Source organism: Sphingomonas sp. KR3-1, assembly GCF_040049295.1.
GTDB lineage: Bacteria > Pseudomonadota > Alphaproteobacteria > Sphingomonadales > Sphingomonadaceae > Sphingomonas.
Genome location: NZ_JBDZDQ010000002.1, coordinates 69,617 through 86,988 on the forward strand (window position 1 = coordinate 69,617; position 17,372 = coordinate 86,988).

The 17,372-nt window shown below is 69.5% G+C and carries 17 protein-coding genes; 3 read left to right on the forward strand and 14 right to left on the reverse strand.

Features of this window, described 5'->3' with window-relative positions:
- Positions 1 to 51: 51 nt before the first annotated feature.
- Genes ABLE38_RS12435 through ABLE38_RS12475 form a run of 9 tightly spaced genes read right to left on the reverse strand, consistent with a single transcriptional unit; the run spans position 52 to position 10,151 of the window.
- Positions 52 to 2,421, reverse strand: a complete 2,370-nt coding sequence (locus ABLE38_RS12435) for a DUF4157 domain-containing protein (RefSeq protein WP_348974543.1) — start codon at positions 2,419 to 2,421, stop codon at positions 52 to 54.
- On the reverse strand, positions 2,418 to 2,672 hold the full coding sequence (locus ABLE38_RS12440; protein WP_348974544.1) for a hypothetical protein: 255 nt from the start codon (positions 2,670 to 2,672) through the stop codon (positions 2,418 to 2,420). Before ABLE38_RS12440 ends, ABLE38_RS12435 begins: the two co-directional genes overlap by 4 nt.
- Positions 2,669 to 4,576, reverse strand: coding sequence for an ATP-binding protein (locus ABLE38_RS12445; protein ID WP_348974545.1), 1,908 nt, complete (start codon positions 4,574 to 4,576; stop codon positions 2,669 to 2,671). The genes ABLE38_RS12440 and ABLE38_RS12445 overlap by 4 nt, the downstream gene beginning before the upstream one ends.
- Positions 4,573 to 5,826: a Pvc16 family protein gene (locus ABLE38_RS12450; protein ID WP_348974546.1), complete on the reverse strand. Its 1,254-nt coding sequence runs from the start codon at positions 5,824 to 5,826 to the stop codon at positions 4,573 to 4,575. The genes ABLE38_RS12445 and ABLE38_RS12450 overlap by 4 nt, the downstream gene beginning before the upstream one ends.
- Positions 5,823 to 6,899, reverse strand: a complete 1,077-nt coding sequence (locus ABLE38_RS12455) for a hypothetical protein (protein ID WP_348974547.1) — start codon at positions 6,897 to 6,899, stop codon at positions 5,823 to 5,825. The genes ABLE38_RS12450 and ABLE38_RS12455 overlap by 4 nt, the downstream gene beginning before the upstream one ends.
- Entirely contained in the window at positions 6,896 to 7,579 is a 684-nt protein-coding gene (locus tag ABLE38_RS12460; protein ID WP_348974548.1) for a hypothetical protein, read from the reverse strand. Before ABLE38_RS12460 ends, ABLE38_RS12455 begins: the two co-directional genes overlap by 4 nt.
- An 11-nt stretch (positions 7,580 to 7,590) precedes the next feature.
- On the reverse strand, positions 7,591 to 8,124 hold the full coding sequence (locus ABLE38_RS12465) for a phage tail protein (RefSeq protein WP_348974549.1): 534 nt from the start codon (positions 8,122 to 8,124) through the stop codon (positions 7,591 to 7,593).
- Positions 8,125 to 8,141: 17 nt separating this feature from the next.
- On the reverse strand, positions 8,142 to 9,728 hold the full coding sequence (locus ABLE38_RS12470; RefSeq protein ID WP_348974550.1) for a phage tail sheath subtilisin-like domain-containing protein: 1,587 nt from the start codon (positions 9,726 to 9,728) through the stop codon (positions 8,142 to 8,144).
- A gap of 42 nt (positions 9,729 to 9,770) precedes the next feature.
- Positions 9,771 to 10,151 (reverse strand): hypothetical protein, encoded by a 381-nt coding sequence (locus ABLE38_RS12475; RefSeq protein WP_348974551.1) that lies wholly within the window; start codon positions 10,149 to 10,151, stop codon positions 9,771 to 9,773.
- 442 nt (positions 10,152 to 10,593) lie between these two features.
- On the opposite strand from ABLE38_RS12475, the gene ABLE38_RS12480 reads away from it, so the two are divergent.
- From ABLE38_RS12480 to ABLE38_RS12490, 3 genes are read left to right on the forward strand one after another with little or no spacing between them, the layout of a single operon-like run.
- Positions 10,594 to 11,511: an alpha/beta hydrolase gene (locus ABLE38_RS12480; RefSeq protein WP_348974552.1), complete on the forward strand. Its 918-nt coding sequence runs from the start codon at positions 10,594 to 10,596 to the stop codon at positions 11,509 to 11,511.
- A 2-nt stretch (positions 11,512 to 11,513) separates the two neighbouring features.
- Entirely contained in the window at positions 11,514 to 11,969 is a 456-nt protein-coding gene (locus tag ABLE38_RS12485) for a cupin domain-containing protein (RefSeq protein WP_348974553.1), read from the forward strand.
- 32 nt (positions 11,970 to 12,001) lie between these two features.
- Positions 12,002 to 12,613 (forward strand): isochorismatase family protein, encoded by a 612-nt coding sequence (locus tag ABLE38_RS12490; protein ID WP_348974554.1) that lies wholly within the window; start codon positions 12,002 to 12,004, stop codon positions 12,611 to 12,613.
- An 18-nt stretch (positions 12,614 to 12,631) separates the two neighbouring features.
- Here the strand turns inward: ABLE38_RS12490 and ABLE38_RS12495 are convergent, their stop codons facing one another.
- The 5 genes from ABLE38_RS12495 to ABLE38_RS12515 form a co-directional block, all read right to left on the reverse strand.
- On the reverse strand, positions 12,632 to 13,273 hold the full coding sequence (locus ABLE38_RS12495; RefSeq protein ID WP_348974555.1) for a response regulator transcription factor: 642 nt from the start codon (positions 13,271 to 13,273) through the stop codon (positions 12,632 to 12,634).
- Entirely contained in the window at positions 13,273 to 16,278 is a 3,006-nt protein-coding gene (locus ABLE38_RS12500; protein ID WP_348974556.1) for a triple tyrosine motif-containing protein, read from the reverse strand. Before ABLE38_RS12500 ends, ABLE38_RS12495 begins: the two co-directional genes overlap by 1 nt.
- 141 nt (positions 16,279 to 16,419) lie before the next feature.
- Entirely contained in the window at positions 16,420 to 16,680 is a 261-nt protein-coding gene (locus tag ABLE38_RS12505) for a DUF5985 family protein (protein WP_348974557.1), read from the reverse strand.
- Positions 16,677 to 16,955, reverse strand: a complete 279-nt coding sequence (locus ABLE38_RS12510; RefSeq protein WP_348974558.1) for a DUF5985 family protein — start codon at positions 16,953 to 16,955, stop codon at positions 16,677 to 16,679. Before ABLE38_RS12510 ends, ABLE38_RS12505 begins: the two co-directional genes overlap by 4 nt.
- A 3-nt stretch (positions 16,956 to 16,958) precedes the next feature.
- Positions 16,959 to 17,330, reverse strand: a complete 372-nt coding sequence (locus ABLE38_RS12515) for a hypothetical protein (RefSeq protein ID WP_348974559.1) — start codon at positions 17,328 to 17,330, stop codon at positions 16,959 to 16,961.
- Between the last annotated feature and the right edge of the window lie 42 nt (positions 17,331 to 17,372).

The following is a 17,372-nucleotide window of genomic DNA, read 5'->3' on the forward strand; positions in this document are numbered from 1 at the left end:
GTGCGGCCCGCTGCGCTGCGTGTCCGCGGACGGCGGTGGCATGCTGCCCACTCATTTGACCAGGTCCTCGATGCCCTTGCGGAATTCGCCGGCCTTTTCCTTGGCGTCGTCGAGCAGCTGGCCGGGCGAGGAGATCGCCGCGGCGCCCAGCGCCATCAGGCAGGTTCCGGAGGATGCGCGCGGCGTCGGCGTCGGGGCCGGCCCCTTCACCGCCAGCGTCGCGGCCGGCTTCTTCGTGCAGTCGACCAGCGCATCGACGAACATGCTGCCGATTTCCTGCGAGGCGCCGACGATGAAGTGCGAGGCCTCCTTCGCGGTCTTCAGGTTGATGCCGCCATTCTGCCGCATGAAATTGACCATGTACCAGCAGGCGAAGCTCTCGATCTCCTTGGAGACGAAGGTTTTCACCGCGGCGGTGTTGGTCAGCCCGCTCGCGCCGAAGCTGCCGCCCATGGCGGTGAGGAAGTCCGTGCACCGCGTGTTGCGGCCGGCGGCGGAGCCCTTGGCGCCGATCAGATAGTCGCTGACGGCATCGGCGACGCCCTTGCCCGGCGCGATGTTGAGCGACGGGACGGATCCCGAGCTGACGGTTCCCGCGCCCACCGCATAGCCGGCGACGTCGCCCTCCAGGTTGATCGGGCCGCCATAATCGGTGCCCTTGAAATAGGTGAGCGCGCTTGCGGTCGGCTTCTTGACCCGGTCGACCGACAGGCGCGCGGCGCCGCCGCCCAGGTCACCGACCCAGGTCGAGGCCTCGACGCCGGGCACCGCGCCGACCGGCTGGGGAGCGGTGCGCGCAAGGAAGCTCCGCCGCGCATCCATCCCGATGAGCATGTGCCCGACATCGACCTTGCCGGTCGGATCGGTGACGTCCTGGCTGGCGCCGATCGACAGGAACGTGCCGCAGTCGAGGCATTCCATCGCATATTTGGGCTGGGTCGTGCCGGCATAGACGTTGAACATCTGGTTGCGGACATGGCTCTGCTGCGAGGTCTCGAAGTCCTTGCTCCACGGGGTACCGTAAAAGATGCCGCGCAGCATGTTGAGCTGCTCGCCGACGGCGGTGACCCCGCATGCCGTCATCTGCTTCTCGGCGGTGCGCAGCAGCGCGACCAGTTCCTTGAAATTGGCGGCCTTCTTCACCGGCTTCGAGCATTTCGTGCTGCCGGCGGTGCGCGCGACGCGCGGCGGCTTGGCGCGGTCGCCCGGATTGGAGAGGTAGAAGCCCCAGCCCAGTGCTCCCGCCGGGGTCGAGATCGAACTCGTGCCGATCCCGGCGCGGTCGAGGATCCATTCGGCGAAGCTGTTGCTGTTCGGCCCCGGCGGCGCGTTGTAGACGACATCCAGCGCCTCATATTCGCTCGCAGCCTTGTTGACCGCGCTCACCTGGGCGCAGGTCGCGGGGATGGTGATGCAGGTCGATCCCGTGCCGTGTCCGCCGGCATGTTCGACATGGCTGTGGGTGCCGGTGGTCCGCCCGCCGGCGCTGAGCGAAGCCGGATCCGCGACGCCGCTGTCGCTGCCCGGCTGCACTTCGACATGCGACTTGCCGCCGGCAGAGTCCGTCATGTTGACCTTGGCGTGCACGAAACCCGCCTTGCCCAGGCCGGCCACGCCGATCGGGGCGAAGCACAATTCGAGCGCGCAGGATTTCGCCTTGGTGGGCCCCGGCGGCGGGGCTGCTCCGCCCTTCTTTTTCTTCTTGGGCTTGCGCATCACCGTCGGCGCCTGGCTCGGCGTCGCGTCCAGCGATCGGCGCTGTGGTCCAATCGGCCCGGGCGCGGTCTGCTGCATCACATGGGCGAGCTCGTGCGCCATGGTGAAGCTGGGGCCGGCAGTTTCACGGGCGCCCAGCCAGACATGGTTCCTGTAGGTGAAGGCGCGTGCCGAGATGCTGGCGTTCATCGCGCTCGCATCGCTGCCCTGGTGGACGCGCACGCCCGACAGGTCGCGGCCCATCCGTCCTTCGAAATAGTCGCGCGTTCCCGCCGGCAGCGGCGCGCCGCCGGTGGTCAGCTCGGCATCCGAGGCCGCCAGGCTTTCGGCGCCGCCTTCGCGGTGCGCACGCACCTGCTCTTCCGATCCGGAGCAGGCACAGGCGCGCTGCACCGCCCCGCTCGCCGGGGTCGCCTCGCCCTGTGCGGCCGAAGCCGGGCCGGGCATCGCCATAACCTGCGCAGCGATGCTGTCGGCCTCGCGCTCGTAGCGGTCGCCGGCGGGGCCGACCTCGAGCCGGGGCTGGACCGGGTGGTGCCGTTCGGCCTCTCCACAGGCTGCGCATTTCCGCTGCACCGAGGGCACCGCGGACAGCGACGCGAAGACCCGCGAGGCCTGGCGGCTCGGCGGCGGCGCGCTTCTGCGCATCACCGTGCCCGGCCGCCCGGTCTGGCTGCGGACGGCGCTGGCCTGCCGCGCGCTCATCGGCGCGCTCCCGTGATCTGGCGCGCAAGCGCGCGGCCGGCGGACTGGCCGAGATCGGCGGCACCCGCGACCGGCGGCACGCTCAGCGACAAGCGGCCACGATCGCCGCCCAGCGCGGCCGGATCAGCGCTGGCGAGCTCGGCGGCGATCGCCCGGCTCAGCGCGCCGCGCACCGCTGCGGCATCGCCTGGCGCGACGCCGACCAGCGTCAGCCGGTCGATATGCACATGGATGCGCGCGGGCCCGCTCATGCTTCCCACCCGCGCAGCTCGGCCGCGGTCAGCGAGCGGCCGAGCTTCTCATATTCGAGCCGCGACGCCGCGCGCACATCCTCCATCGTCAGCCGGGCATCGCCGCCGCGATTGGCGGCGAGGAAGGCGGCCACCATCGCCACGTTGCGGATCGAACCGCCGGCGATGTTGAGCTGGGCAAGCTGGCCGAAGTCGAGCGCCTCGCGCGGCATGTCCTGGGGCAGCATCCGCTTCCAGATCTCGATCCGCTCGGCCGCATCGGGAAAGTCGAAATCGAGGATGAAGCGCAGCCGGCGCAGGAAGGCCGGATCGATATTGGCGCGGAAGTTGGTCGTCAGGATCGACAGGCCGCGATATTCCTCCAGCCGCTGGAGCAGATAGCTGACTTCGATATTGGCCATCCGGTCGCGGCTGTCGTTGACTTCGCCGCGCTTGCCGAACAGCGCGTCGGCCTCGTCGAACTGGAGGATCGCCGAGCCTTCCTCGGCCGCGTCGAACACCCGGCGCAAATTCTTCTCGGTCTCGCCCACCCATTTCGACACCATCGAGGCCAGGTCGATCCGGTAGACATCGAGCCCGAGCTCGGCGCCCAGCACTTCGCCGGCGAGCGTCTTGCCCGTGCCCGACGGCCCGGAGAACAGCACGCTGACCCCGAGCCCGCGGCCGCCCGCACGGTGCGCGAAGCCCCATTCCTCATAGACGGTGGCGCGGTTGCGCACCTGCGCGGCGATCGCCTCCAGCACCGCCTTTTGCCGCGGCGGCAGCACCAGGTCGTTCCAGGTCGCCTCGCTCTCGACCCGCCGTGCCAGGTCGTCCATGCGCGGCCGGGCGAACCGCCGCGCGGCGTCCCAGGCGATCCCGCCATAATCGGGCGCCGGCGCCTTCTTGCCCTTCTTCGCCGGCGCGGCCGGCTGGGCGAGGACGTCGAGTTCGGCGGCGACGCTGTCGGCCAGCTCGGGCGACACCGCGAACTGGCTGGCGAGCCGATCGAGCGTGCCGTTGAGCTTGCCGGCATAGCTCCCGAGCCGATCGCGCCACACCGGCAATTGCTCCCTGGCGGTCAGCCGCGGCATGTCGAGCCGCACGGTCGGTCCCGCGCCGAGCAGCAGCGCGTCGGGCGCGGCGATGATCAGCGGCAGGCGCACCAGCTCGGCGAACAGCACGAGCGGCGCCGGGTCGGCGATGCGCGAGGCGTCGACGAACAGCTCGCCCCCGGTCAGCAGCAGGTCGCGGTGCCAGGTCTGTGCCTGGCGCGCGATGTCCGACGGCGCATTCGGCAACATCGCCGCGTTGATCGCGAACATCGGCCGGTCGCCGCCGATCGCCGCCGCCGCCGCCTGCTCCTTGCCCGCGGGATCGAGGCCGCAGAGCTGGATCGTCGCGCGACTGTCTGCCGCGAGCCGCAGCGCGATTGCATCGGCCAGGCGCCGGCGCGACGGCGACAGGTCCTTGCGCGGCGCGACCGTGCGCGCCTCCATCGCCAGCTCCTCGGCGAGCGAGGGCGCGTCGAGCAGGGCGAGCAGCACCGGCTCGGCCAGCGCGAACGGCGCGCCGCCAAGCCCGTCGCGTGCGTCGATGCGGATGAGCGCCATCGCGCGCAACGGTGCGCCCGCGCCCAGCGCCGACCAATGCGCGTCGGGCAACTGGCTCAGCGCCAGCCCGACGCTGGGCGCGGTGCGGCGAGGGTCGCCATGCAGCGCCGCGATCCGCTCGCCCGCCTCGGGCTCGAGCGCGGCATAGGCGCCGAGCAGCAGCAGGTTGCGGCCGAAATTGTCGAGCCCGAACTGTGCCGCGATGTCGTCGGCGCGGGTTTGCGGCAGCTTTGGCGCACGCTTGCCGTCGAGCCAGGCGGCGACGGTCGGGAAGCCCGCGGCGAGCGGCTGGAGGGCCGGCGCGGCGTTCATGTCAGCGTCACTAGCGGGCCGGTGAGCTGGCCGAAATCGGGCTGGTTCGGATCGCTGCCGACCTCGGGCGCCGAGGCATAGCCGTCGACGTCGAGCCGGGCCAGGTACGATCCCGCGCCGAGCTGGCTGCAATCGAACACCAGGCTGCTCGCCGGGAAGGCGGCGGGCGGGATGGCGGCGATCGCGGCGCTGGCCGGGGAAGTGGTGCTCCGCGCGTTCAGCAGCAGCGTGGCCACCTGGCCCTCCTGCAGCGGCGGGGCGACCGTCACGCTGACCTGCCCGGCGCCCGGCCCCGGCGCGATCGCGGTCACGCTCGGCGCGATGACCAGCGCGACCATGTTCGAGCGGCGGCGCAGATGCGCGGGGGTTGCCGGATCGGCCGGCGCGGCGACGACCTGCAGCCGGTGCGCGCCGATCCGCGGGGTGATGCCGCCGAACAGCGCGGGCTTCATCGGCAGCGCCAGGTTGCCGCCGGCCACCCAATCGTCGGCGATCGGCTGCGCCGCGTCGTCGAGCCACAGGCCATTGCCGATCCGCGCGATGCCGGACCCCGATAGGTACAGCGTGCCGCCCCAGGCGACGGCGCCCATCTGCCGGGGCGCGGGCCCGGCGCTCTCGATCACGAACGGCCCCATCGGCGCGGCGTGGAAGGTCGGCGACGCCACTGGCGCGGCCCCGCCCGGCGCGTCCTGCGTCTCGATGACGACATTCTCGACGATGCATGCGGTGGAGAGCGTGTAGGGCACCTGGAAGAAGACCGACCACAGCTTCGACCAGTCGTCGAGCGAGGGCTGCTCGCGCCCGATGCGGATCGTGCGCCCCTCGGCCGCGAGGTCGGCATGGTCGAGCGCCGGCGAGTTGGCGGAATCGGTGCTGGCGGTCTCGATCGCCGCGACGGACAAGCCAGGCGCCGCGCCGAGCGCCAGCGCGCACGCGCCGTAGAGCCGCTCGGGCTCGAACTTGGCGGGGTTGCCATAGAAGCTGAGCAGATAATGGAGATCGAGCGCCAGCCGGGTGCGCGCGCGCGATTCCCCCGCGCCGTCGCGCGTCGCCACATAGGCGTTGCTGTGCGCGGCGTTGGGGACGATGCGGTACAGGCAGAGATTGACCAGCGGCTTGTTCTCTTCGGCCAGCTTGGCGGTCGGCGCCCCGATCCGGACATCGCCCTGGCTGACGGCCTGGTTCACCGCGTCCTGCAGGACGTGCTCGAGCGTGGCGGTGACCACGGCGACCGACCGGAAATTGCTCATCGCCCGTGCCGCCCGGCGAGAAAGTCGTCGAGCGTCCGGGCGGCCGGACCGGAGGGCGCGGGGGGAAGCGCTGCCGGCTGGGCGGCGCGGATCTCGACGCTGCCGATGTGCACCTCGACGATCGGCTGGACGATGGGCGGGGCGGGAGGGCTCGGGGCGCGCGGGTGCGGCGTCGCCGGATAGGTCGCGGCATGGATCGCGGAGGACGCGGGCACGGCGTCCGCGTGGTGCGGGCGGGACTGAGAGGCGCGTTCGGCTGGCGCGGCCTCGACGCGCACGCTCTCGACCTGGGTCGGGCTGGTGCCGGGTGCGGGGGATGCCGCTGTCGGCGTGGAGACAGGTGGGGCAGCGGCCGGTGCGACGGCGGAGGGCTGCGGTCCGCGTGGGTCGGCACGGTGCTCGATCGGGCCGGATGCGCCGACCGGATCGGGTGGAGATGCGACGAACGGGGCAGGCGCCGCTTCCACCGCTGACGCCGGTATCGCTACCTCGATCGCGGCGATGTGCGCCGCTTCAGGCCGCCGCGCACTTGGCGCGGGCGCGGATGCAGGCGCCGCGGCGGGCACGGGCGAAACCCGTCGATCGCTCTCGACGGGAGGCATGCTGGAAGGCGCTGCCGGCGGGGCCGACAGGGCGGGCGCCGGGGCGCTGTCACCGCCCGGCATCGACGGCGCATCGAGCGCGCGCCGCTGGATGACCGCGGGCTGTGCCGGCGGCGATGCGGCTGCCGGATGTGCGGCGAGCGGCGTTCCGGCAATCGCGGTCGACCAGCTCGGCACAACACCGCCCTGCGTCTCGCTAACTGGAGAAACGCGCGCCGGCTGGGCCGCTGCCGGTGGCGCGGAAAGCGACATGAGCGCCGATGCCTGGGGCGGAGAGGCCGCCGGCGCACGCGGCGGGCTCGCCATGTCGGGCTGGAGGGGCGCCCCGGCATCCGCTGGAACCGCGGGCGCCGGCTCGGCGAAGCCGGCTTCCTCGGGCAGGGGTTCGAAGCGCGTCGGCACGCGCGGCCAGGCGAGCCCGGGCGGGCTGCCGGCGACGCGCATCGCGAGGCGATCGAACAATCCCCTCATTGCCCCGCCGCCGCCAGGTAGAAGCGCCGCCGCGCGGGCGGGAGCAGCAGGATGTCGCGTTCCGACCAATGGTTGATCCGCGCGAGGTCGGCGACCTGCTGCAGCAGCCGCGGCACGCGAAACTCGATCTCGCGCCAGAAGAAGCTGGCGATATCGAGCAGGATCGACTGATCTGCGCCGCATTCGGGGCAGCGCGCAGCGATGGCCACCTCGGCATCCGGATCGAGCGTGTCGAGCGCGGCGTCGAGCGCGGCGGCATCCAGTGCGGCACCGTCCGGCGCGATCCGCTCGCGCAGGGCTGTCCGTGCGAGCGGGCCGAGGCCCTCGCACGCGGCGAGGTCGCCCGCGGTCACCGCGCGCACCGCGACGCCGTCTATGTCCAGCGAAGCCGGCGCGTCCGCGGCGGGCAAGGCGGCTCGGTCGATATCCGTGGCAGCGAGGGCGAACTCGAAACCCTCGCCGCAATCGCTGCAACGATGCGCGACTTCGATCCGCGCGCCGAACTGCATCGCGCGGAGCGCGAACAGCCAGCGGTCCCGCATGCCGAGCGGCAGCGAAGCCGCCGCGTCATAGGGCAGGCCGGCACCCGACACGAGCAGCAGCAAGGCGCGTGCCGCCGGTCCGAGCGCCGCACCGTGCTCCGCGATCTCGATCAGATCCAGGGCGCTGAATCGGCGCACGAGGCGAACCCCTACAGTGCCGGTTCGGTGAAGCTCGGCTCGTTGGGTTCGGGCACGTCATAGTCGCGCTCCCAGCCCTCATTCTCGAGCTTGAGCGTCTGGATCGCCACCGCGCTGGCGGAGGCGTCGAGATCGGGAAAGGCGGTGAACTCGGACGGCCAGCAGCGGAACAGCTTGTAGGCGAGTGCCAGCTGCCCCGCCTCGTTGTAGATTTCGAGGACCAGGTCCTTGCGGAAGTCCTTCAGCGAAACCTCGCTGCCCAGGCCGGAGCCATAGTTCCACACCTTGTTCGCCCATTGCTCGAACGTCGTGTCGTTGGTGACGCCGCGCTCGAGCGTGATCGCCTCATATTCGGTCTGGCCGGGCGACTTGCGGTGCGTCGAGGGATCGCCGCCCTCGCGGAACTTGACGACCTCGGTATGCCGCTTGAGCGCGCTCATCTTGCTCAGCCCGGCGACATAGTCGCCATTGGGATAGCGCAGGCGGAACTTGTAGGTCTTGTACGGATCGTGCCGGTCGGGATTGGCGGTGAACGGTGGTGCCATGATCGATCTCCCCTGAATCAGGCCGCGTTGCGGATTTGCTGGATCGACAGGATGACGAATTCGGCCGGCAGCAGCGGCGCGAACCCGACGACGATGTTGACGATGCCGCGGTTGCGGTCGTCCTGCGTGGTCGTGCTCCCGTCGCACTTGACGAAGAACGCGTCGCGCGGGCTCGATCCCTGGAAGGCACCCTGCGCGAACAGCCGCTGCATGAAGGTGCCGACCGACAGCCGGATCTGCGCCCAGAGCGCTTCGTCATTGCCTTCGAACACGACCCATTTGGTGCCGCGATACAGGCTCTCCTCGATGAACAGCGTCAGCCGCCGCACCGCGAGATACTTGTAGTCGTCGGACAATTGGTCCGATCCCTTCAGCGTGCGCGCCCCCCACACGGTCAGCCCGGTGCCGGGGAAGGCGCGCAGGCAGTTCACGCCGAGCGGATTGAGCAGGCCGTTCTCGTCGTCGGTCATCTTGACCGTGAGGCCCTCGGCGCCGGAGATCGTCGCCGACATGCCGGCCGGCGACTTCCACACGCCGCGATTGGTGTCGGTGCGCGCGATCACGCCGGCGATCGCGCCGCCGGGCGGGAACACGTCCATCTGGCCGGCCCGCAGCGGATCGCGGCGCAGCAGCCGCGGGAAGAACAGCGCGGCATAGTCGGCATAGGTCAGCGAGAGCACCTGGTCCGCGGCGCTCAGCTGCTTCGCCTTGACCAGCGCCGGCGCCTCGGCCGGGTTCTGGTCCCACAGCGCGGGCGGGTCGACCAGCAGCACCGCGCGCTTCTCCTTGCAGAACTGCGCCGCCGCTTCGTTCACCGTCCGCGGCAGGGTGCCGCCGCGCACATCGGGCGGGATGTTGAGCAGGTTGAAGATGTCGGCCTTCTTCAGCGCGTAGATCCCGGTCTTCTTGTCCGGATCGCCGATGAAGTCGGTATCGCCGAGCGCCGCGCCGTCATTGCCGCCGGTGGCCGTGCCGCTGACATTGTTGGCCGGGCGATTGCCGAGCTTGGGCGTGTTGTCCGCGTTGCGCTGGCAGCTGACCAGGTTGGATTGCTCGTCGAGCACGCGGTCGAAGCGGCGCTCGCCGCCATCGGCGCGCACGGTCAGGTTGCGGATCACCTCGACTGCGCCGGTCGCCGTGTCGGTGATCGTCAGGTCGAACAGGTCGTTGACCGCCAGCCCGTATTTCGCCGCTGCCGCCGCTGCCCCGCCCGGATCGATCGTGTCCGGATGTACTGCGGTGCCGGTCAGCTGGTTGCCCCAGGCGCCCGGGCTCGCGGCCTGGAGTGCCAGTGCGCCGATGTTCAGCGTAGCGATGCCGGTGTCGGTGGCGTCATTGGGCTCGAACAGGCGGACGATCTCGCACTGGCCGCCCCCGTTCGCGTAGAAATCGTCGACGGCATAGGAAAGCGGGCCGTTCGACCAGAGCCCGCCGAAGCGGCGCGTGAACTCGCCATAGTTGAAGCACGCGACCGGTTCGTTGACCGGCCCGCGCAGCGCGCGTCCGACAAAGGCCGCGATCGACGTCGCGACCCCGCTTACCGTGCGCACGCCCGAATCGATTTCCTGGATATAGACGCCCGGATAGGTCGGTGAGACAGGCATGGCGGCCTCCTTGTGCAATGGACGGGAATCGACGCAAGGGGCTCAGCCGAGCTTCAGCCCCATCAGGATCTGGATGTCGGCGACGTCGGTCGCGTTGGTGTTCTTGAGGCTGATCTTGTCGAGATCGCCTGCGAACAGCTTCACCGCCGCGCCGTGGAGAATGAGCGGGCCGGTGAGCTTGGTGCGCGTCGCGGTGTCAGCCTTCACTTCGACCGAGCCGTCGTACAGCGACGAGGCGAGGACGAAGAAGGCGAGCTTGTCGACATCGTCGATCTGCAACGCCAGATCGCGATCGACGGCCATGCCCTTGGCGAGCTGGACGCCGGCAGTAACGATTGCGTCGACATCGACGCTGCCGCCGACATTGACGCCGGCGCCGGCTGGCGAACCGCCGCTATAGGACCATGAATAGTTCTGAGGCATGACGACACTCCTCCTGCATCTGCTAGAAGCATGAGCTACGAAGTTGTGCGACCGAACTTTTTTGTTCGTATTACATGGATTTAGGTTACTGGACCGCCAGATATGGCGATAATCCCCCGCAAACAACGCGGACATCGTGCATGAGTCCGGATCGGCTGCTTGCAATGACTCTAGTGCAGCATGATTGCAGCGTAAAGCGGGAATAGCGCCAGAATCGTCCTGTAGGTAATTTTGGTGATTTACTGATAGTTAACTACATCTAATGGTTGTCTATATTTACGTGTCATCTTCCGTGTCCAGGGTGTCTGGTCCCGCCCGTCGGCGCGCAGCGAATTACCCGACCGGGTAGACTCTGGCGCCCGGCCCGGCATTGAGCTCGGGCCGTATTGGACGAACATTGGCGTCCGAAATCGACCGGAGCCTGCGGGCGGGAGAAGCACCAATGTTCAAGTCTCTACTCATGGCAGCGGCGGTCTGCGTCGCCGCGCCGGCAATGGCCCAGGTCGCGCCGTTCCCCGCCGGCTTCAAGTCGCAGGACATCGTCACCAACGGCACGACCATCCATGTGCGTGTGGGTGGGCATGGCCCCGCGGTGCTGCTGCTCCACGGCTATGGCGAGACCGGCGACATGTGGTCGCCGCTCGCCGCAGCGCTCGACGACGACCATACCGTCATCGTCCCCGATCTGCGCGGCATGGGCCTGTCGTCGCACCCGGCCGGCGGCTTCGACAAGATGACCCAGGGCCGCGACATGCAGGGCGTGCTCGCCAAGCTCGGCGTCGACAAGTTCGACCTCGTCACGCACGACATCGGCAACATGGTCGGCTTCGCGCTGGCAACCCAGGTGCCCGATCGCGTCACCCATTTCGTGCTGATCGACGCGCCGGTCCCGGGCGTCGGGCCGTGGGAAGAGATCCTCAAGAACCCGCTGCTCTGGCATTTCCGTTTCGGTGGCCCCGACATGGAACGCCTGGTCGCCGGGCGCGAGCGGATCTATCTCGACCGGTTCTGGAACGAGTTCTCGGCGCATCCCGCGCGCTTCGACGAGCTTTCCCGCCAGCATTATGCGGCGCTCTATGCGCGGCCCGGCGGGATGCACTCGGGCTTCGCCCAGTTCGCCGCCTTCGATCAGGACGCGGTCGACAACCGCGCCTGGCTCGCCACCGGCAAGAAGCTGGAGATGCCCATCCTCGCGCTCGGCGGCGAGAAGTCGTTCGGCTTGACGATGGCGGCGGTGATGCGCGCCGGCGCCACCCACGTGACCGAGGGCGTCGTCCCCGATTCGGGCCACTGGATCATGGAGGAGAACCCCGCCGCCGTGGTCGCGCTGGTCAAGCCGTTCCTGGCGACGGGCAAGTGAGGATGCGCACGCTAGTCGCCACCCTCGTGCCGCTCGCGCTCGCGATCGGCCTTCCCGCCCATGCGCAGCAGGTGCGGCTGACGCCGACGGAGATCGGCGCGCTGGCCAAGGGCGGTGCCGGCGCCGGCACCTCGGGGGTCGAGGGCATCCGCACCACGATCCTGCTCGGCGATCCGACCAGGCCCGGCCCGTACACGATCGAGATCCGCGTGCCGGCGCACACGCGCATCCAGGCGCATACCCACCGCGACGCCCGCAGCGCGGTGGTGGTCAGCGGCACCTGGTATTTCGGCTATGGCACGCTCGCCGAGGAAGCGAAGGTGAAGGCGCTGCCGCCGGGCAGCTTCTACACCGAACCCGCCAGCGATCCGCATTTCGCGCTCACCCGCGACGAGGCCGCCATCGTCTATATCAGCGGCTGGGGCCCCACCGACACGGTGTACACCGCCAAGCCGTGACCTCCGCGCCACGCCGCGAACAAGGACCTGCCATGACCTCGCCCGCCACCATCCGCGATCCGCTGACGGACGACCTGCTCACCCCGCAGAACGCGGCGCTGGTGATCATCGACTTCCAGCCGGTGCAGGTCGCTTCGATCGTCTCGATGGAGCGGCGCGAGCTGATCGCCAATGTCGTCGCGGTGGCGAAGGCGGCGAAGCTCTACGGGCTGCCGGTGGTGCTCTCCACCGTGAACGTCGCGACGGGCCGCAACACTCCGACCATCCACCAGCTCCAGGAGGTGCTAGAGGGCGTGGAGGCCATCGACCGCACCTCGATCAATGCCTGGGAGGATGACGACTTCGTCGCCGCGGTGCAGGCGACGGGGCGGCGCAAGCTGATCATGGTCGCGCTGTGGACCGAGGTCTGCCTGGCCTTCCCGGCACTCGACGCCTTGCGCGAGGGCTTCGAGGTCTATCCCGTTGTCGACGCGGTCGGCGGCACGTCGAAGCTGGCGCATGAGGCCGGGCTGCAGCGCATCGTCCAGGCAGGCGCGCGCCCGATCACCTGGATCCAGCTCGCCTGCGAGCTCCAGCGCGACTGGAACCGCGCGGCAACCGCGCCCGGCTTCGCCGAGATCGTCTTCTCGTCGATCCATCCCTGATATCGGGCGGCCGACGCCTTAGCGCTCGATATAGCCGCGGCGGCTCGCCACGGTCACGGCGTGGGTGCGATCGTGGACGCCCAGCTTCTCGAAGATTGTCTTGAGCTGTGCCTTGATCGTGTCGACCGACAGGCTGAGCCGCCAGGCGACCTGCTTGTTGGGATGCCCCTCCGCCACCAGCTTCAGGATGGCGATCTCGCGCTCGGTGAGGGGCTCGTCGAGCGCATGTTGCGCCAGCGCATGGGCGATGTCGGAACAGACCACGCGGCGGCCGGCATGGACGGCGCGGATCGCATCGAGCAGCTCGCTTCGGATGCAGTTCTTCAGCAGATAGCCCGAAGCGCCGGCGCGGATCGCCCGGATCGCGTTCGCGTCGCCCGCATAGGTGGTCAGCACCAGGATCCTGGCGTCGCGGGACAGGGCGCGAATCTCCTGGATCGCTTCGATCCCGCCGGTGCCCTCCATCTGCATGTCCATCAGGACGACATCGGGTGCCAGTTCGCGGAATCGCGTGACCGCCTCGGCGCCGTCCGACGCCTCGCCGATCGCTTCCATGTCAGGCTGGCGGACGAGGAGCCCGGTGATGCCGTCGCGCACCATCGGATGATCGTCGACGATCAGGACGCGGATGGGCGAGACACTGGTCGATGCAACCGTCATCACGAGCTCCGCAACCGCGCGAGCAATCCGCGCCGTTCTGCCTTGTACGCAAGGGTACCGGGCACCGTTAGCACCAATTCGGTACCGTGATCCCGCAGCGGCGCGATGACAAGGCTGGCGTGCAATTTGCGCGCACGTTCCCGCATCCCCGAAAGCCCGAAATGGCCCGCCTTGCCCCGCGTGGCGAGTTCGGGGTCGATGCCGATCCCGTCATCGGCAATGCGCAGGATGAAGCTCGCGCCGTGGCAAATCTCGACGGTGACGCGATTGGCGCAAGCATGGCGCCAGATGTTGAACAGCGCTTCGCCGGCGATGCGCGTGACTTCGTCCAGCGTCAGCGGGTCCATGCTGCGTGGTGTGCCGGTCGCGGTGATCGCGATCGCGACGTGCGGGGCAAATCCCTGCCGGGCGACCAGGTCGCGCACGATCTGCTCGATATCGCCGCCCTGACGCGCGCGCAGGTCGTGCACGCGGTCGCGCCCCTCCGCGATCACCCGGTCGGCCGTGTCGATCGCCTGGATCAGCGCGGGGCGGCCGGGTTGCTTCGCGGGCAGGTCGTCGACCGCCAGCTGGAAACGCAGCGTCAGCGACTGGACCGATTGCAGCAGCGTGTCGTGCAGCTCGCGGGCGATCCGCTCGCGCTCCTCGATCCGCTCGGCCATTCGCAGGCGGATGCGGCCCGCCACAACGCGCATCCGCATCGAATAGGCGAGCCAGAGCAAGCCGAGCAGCGCGGCGGCACACAGCAGCTTGAACGGCCAGCTTTGCAGGAAGGTGGGACGGATCTCGAAGGCGAGGGTGGCGCCCGCCTTGTTCCAGACGCCGTCGTTGTTGGCGGCGATCACCTGAAACCGATATTGGCCGGGCCCGAGATTGGCATAGGACGCCATGCGTCGGCTGCCCGCCTCGACCCAGCCGTCATCGACTCCTTCGAGACGATAGCGAAAGCGCACCCGCTGCGGCACGGCGAGGCTGAGGCCGGCATAGGCGATGTCGAGCGCGCGCGTGCCGACGGGCAGGACGAGGCTGCCGGGATCGCGCCAGACCTTGCCGCCGCTGGCGAGCGAGCGGATCGAGACGGGCGGGGCCTGGGTGTTCCGCTGGAGCGTGGCGGGATCGAAATAGGCGGCACCCTGGCGATTGAGAAACCAGACCCTGCCGTCGCCGCCGACGACGCTCTGCGTGCCGGTGAAGCCGCCATGCTGCGTCGCGCTGGCCAGCCCGTCCTGCCCGTTGAACAGCGTGCGCTCGAGCGGCGCGCGGGGATCGTCGAAGGCGCGATCGAGGTCTGCCGTGGCGACTCGCGATATCGCGTTGCGGCCGATCATCCAGGTCTCGCCGCGCGGGGTCTGCACCAGGCTGCGCTGCAGCGCGACCCAGGGGAAGCGGCTGTCGCTGATGCGCCGGACCTGGCCGTCGCGAATCCGCACCAGGCCGCGGCCATCGCTCAGGAAGATGTCCCGCGCGCCCGCGGCGATCATCGGCGTGCCGATATCCTTGGTCACGGTCAGCCGATCGCCGCGCAGGGTCACTAGGTTCGGTGGACTGGTGAAGGCGAGGTCTCCCGAGCCCGTGAGGATCATGTCCCAGGCTGGCCTGTGGGCGAGCGCCCCGCCGGCGGGATGCCACCCCCGGGCATCGCGCCAGACCAGGTCCCGGTCGAAGAGCGCGACCCATAGCCGCCCGAGCCGATCCTCGGCGCAGTTGGTCGGGATCTCCCCGCCCGGATAGCCCGGCACCGGCTCGGCGCGATCGCCGCGCACGCGCAGCATTCCCTTTGGCTGGACGATCCAGATGCCGCCATCCCGTGCGGCGCACATCGCCAGGTCGCCGGCTCCCAGCACGCGTATCTGGCGCGGTACCCGGTTCGGCTCGGCACGGAAGAGCGCCTGGCCGGATTCGATATAGACGCTGCCGTCATTGGCGGCGGTGATCGCCAGGCCGTGGATGGGATCGGCCGGAATCGCCGTTTCCTGGACCGCGCTCGTGCGCCGGAACTGGTCGATGCCGCCTTCGGTCGCGACCCAGACGCTGCCTTCGCGATCCACGAAGCTGCCATAGGCGAAGTCGGAGGTGAGGCCGTTCACCGCGCCGAACACCGGCGGCGGGTTAACGGCGCCGCCGGCCGCTATCGTGGCGGGAGGAATATGGACGACGCCGACCGACGCGGTCGTGCCCCAGAGTCCGCCGCTGCGATCGAAACTCAGCGTTGCGGAGCGGATGTTCGGCGGGGCGGCGAAGCGGATCGGGCGGGCGGGAGCCCTGCCGCGCGCATCGACGATCATGCGCGTGCCGGTCGTATCCGCAAGCCACAGCGCGCCGTTTCGATCGATCGCGATATCCGGCCTGCCGGAAACCTTGTCGGGCACAAGCTGGAAGCGGCTGGCCCCGGGCGCGAGATAGGCGAGGGCGCCGCTGTCGCCGCCCCGGTGCGTCAACGCGATCCACATCGTGCCGCCGGGCGCGAATGCCATCGCCATGATCGCCCCTTCGGGCCGTTTGAGGGCGTCGCCCACCGACTCCCAGTGGCCGCCGCGAAACCGCCATAGCTGCCCGTCGAATATGCCCGATGCGGCCCAGATCGTGCCGTCCGGCGCCTGGGATAGCTGGAAGATCGTACGCGGCGGATCGGGCATGCGCATGTCGCGCAGCTCGCCTCGGCGGTACACCGCAACGCCGCCACTGCCGCGCATGCCGACCCAGAGCTCGCCGCTGCGGCTCACCATCAGCCCGGTAGGCGAGGCGCGACGCTTGCCCGAGCCGGCGGGCCAGTCGATCCGCTCGAAGTTCGTGCCGTCGAACCGGTAGAGATATTCGCCCGCGAGCCATAGATAGCCGTCGGCCGTCTGGACGATCTGGTCGATGCCGTCCGGTGCGCCCTCGTCGGCGCCCCAGCGGACATGCTTGAATGCCTCGAAGCCCGGGGGCGAGAGCTGGGCGATGCCGGGCCCGGCGGCGAGCATGCCGGCAAGGCCGATGAAGAGCGACAGGGCGGCACGGATCATGGGCGCCGCGCGGGCAGCCCATTCACCCCGCTTCCGTCGACGCGAATATCCCATCGCTGCGTACCGCCCCCGGCTCCCCTATGCCCTTGTGGTAGCAGAGGAAGGAGGGGGTCTCCAGTTGCCAGGCGCGGACGAAATGTTTCAGCGGGCGGAGAGATTCTTCCGCACGATCGCGAACAGGATAAGCAGATAGGCGACGAGGCGGATCAGGTAGAGCCAGCTCCGCTCCTCGGCCGGTACCCCGCCGATCGACAGCAGGATGTGCCCGAAACCGAGCAGCCCGAAGGCGAGCGCGAAGAGCAGGAACAGCTCTTCCTCGGTGTTGCGCCAGAACCGCAGGAAGAACAGCGCGGCGACGAAGAACCCCATGGTAGTCGCGCCGGAGACGAAAGCGAGGATCACTGGTCGCCTCCCTGGTTCCATACGAAGCCGAACAGCAGGACCGCGACCGCGCCGAACGAGAGCGTTGTCCTGACCGGGGAAAGGTCGATGTCGTGGATGACGAGCATGTCGAGGATGAGGACGACGTTGTTGAGCGCGAGCAGTGCGAAGCACAGCGCGCTCCAGAACAGCATCGGCATGCGCGACCGCCGCCAGGTGCGCCCGAGCAGCCAAGCGCATGCAACGCTGGTCAGGAAGCACAGGCCATAGACAATCGTCGGCGCGATCTCGCCCAAGCCTCAGTCCTTTCGCACGCGAAACGCGTCGGCAAACGCGTTCAGCCCCCCGCTTGACGACGACACGATCAGGCGCCGGACCTTGTCCGGACTGCTGGCATATTGTGCTTCGGCCGCGCGCGCCAGCGCGTCCAGCGCCGCGCTCGCCGGCTGATAGTGCACACGATCGGGCAAATGCAGCACGACGAGGCCCGCGGCGACGAGCGCGTCGAGGCTCTGATCCACGACCAGTTCGCTGGCGCGGAGGCCGGCGACCAGCTCGGCGCGGCTCCAGTCACGCTCGGCGCCCTTTCGCAGGAAGCAGAGCAGCTCGAGCGCCCAGACGGATCGGAAGGTGGAACGGATGAAACCGGATAGGTCGTGCCGCGCGGGCATTGCCCTGCTTTTCTCCCTGGACGGCCCCCACCGGTCCGGGCT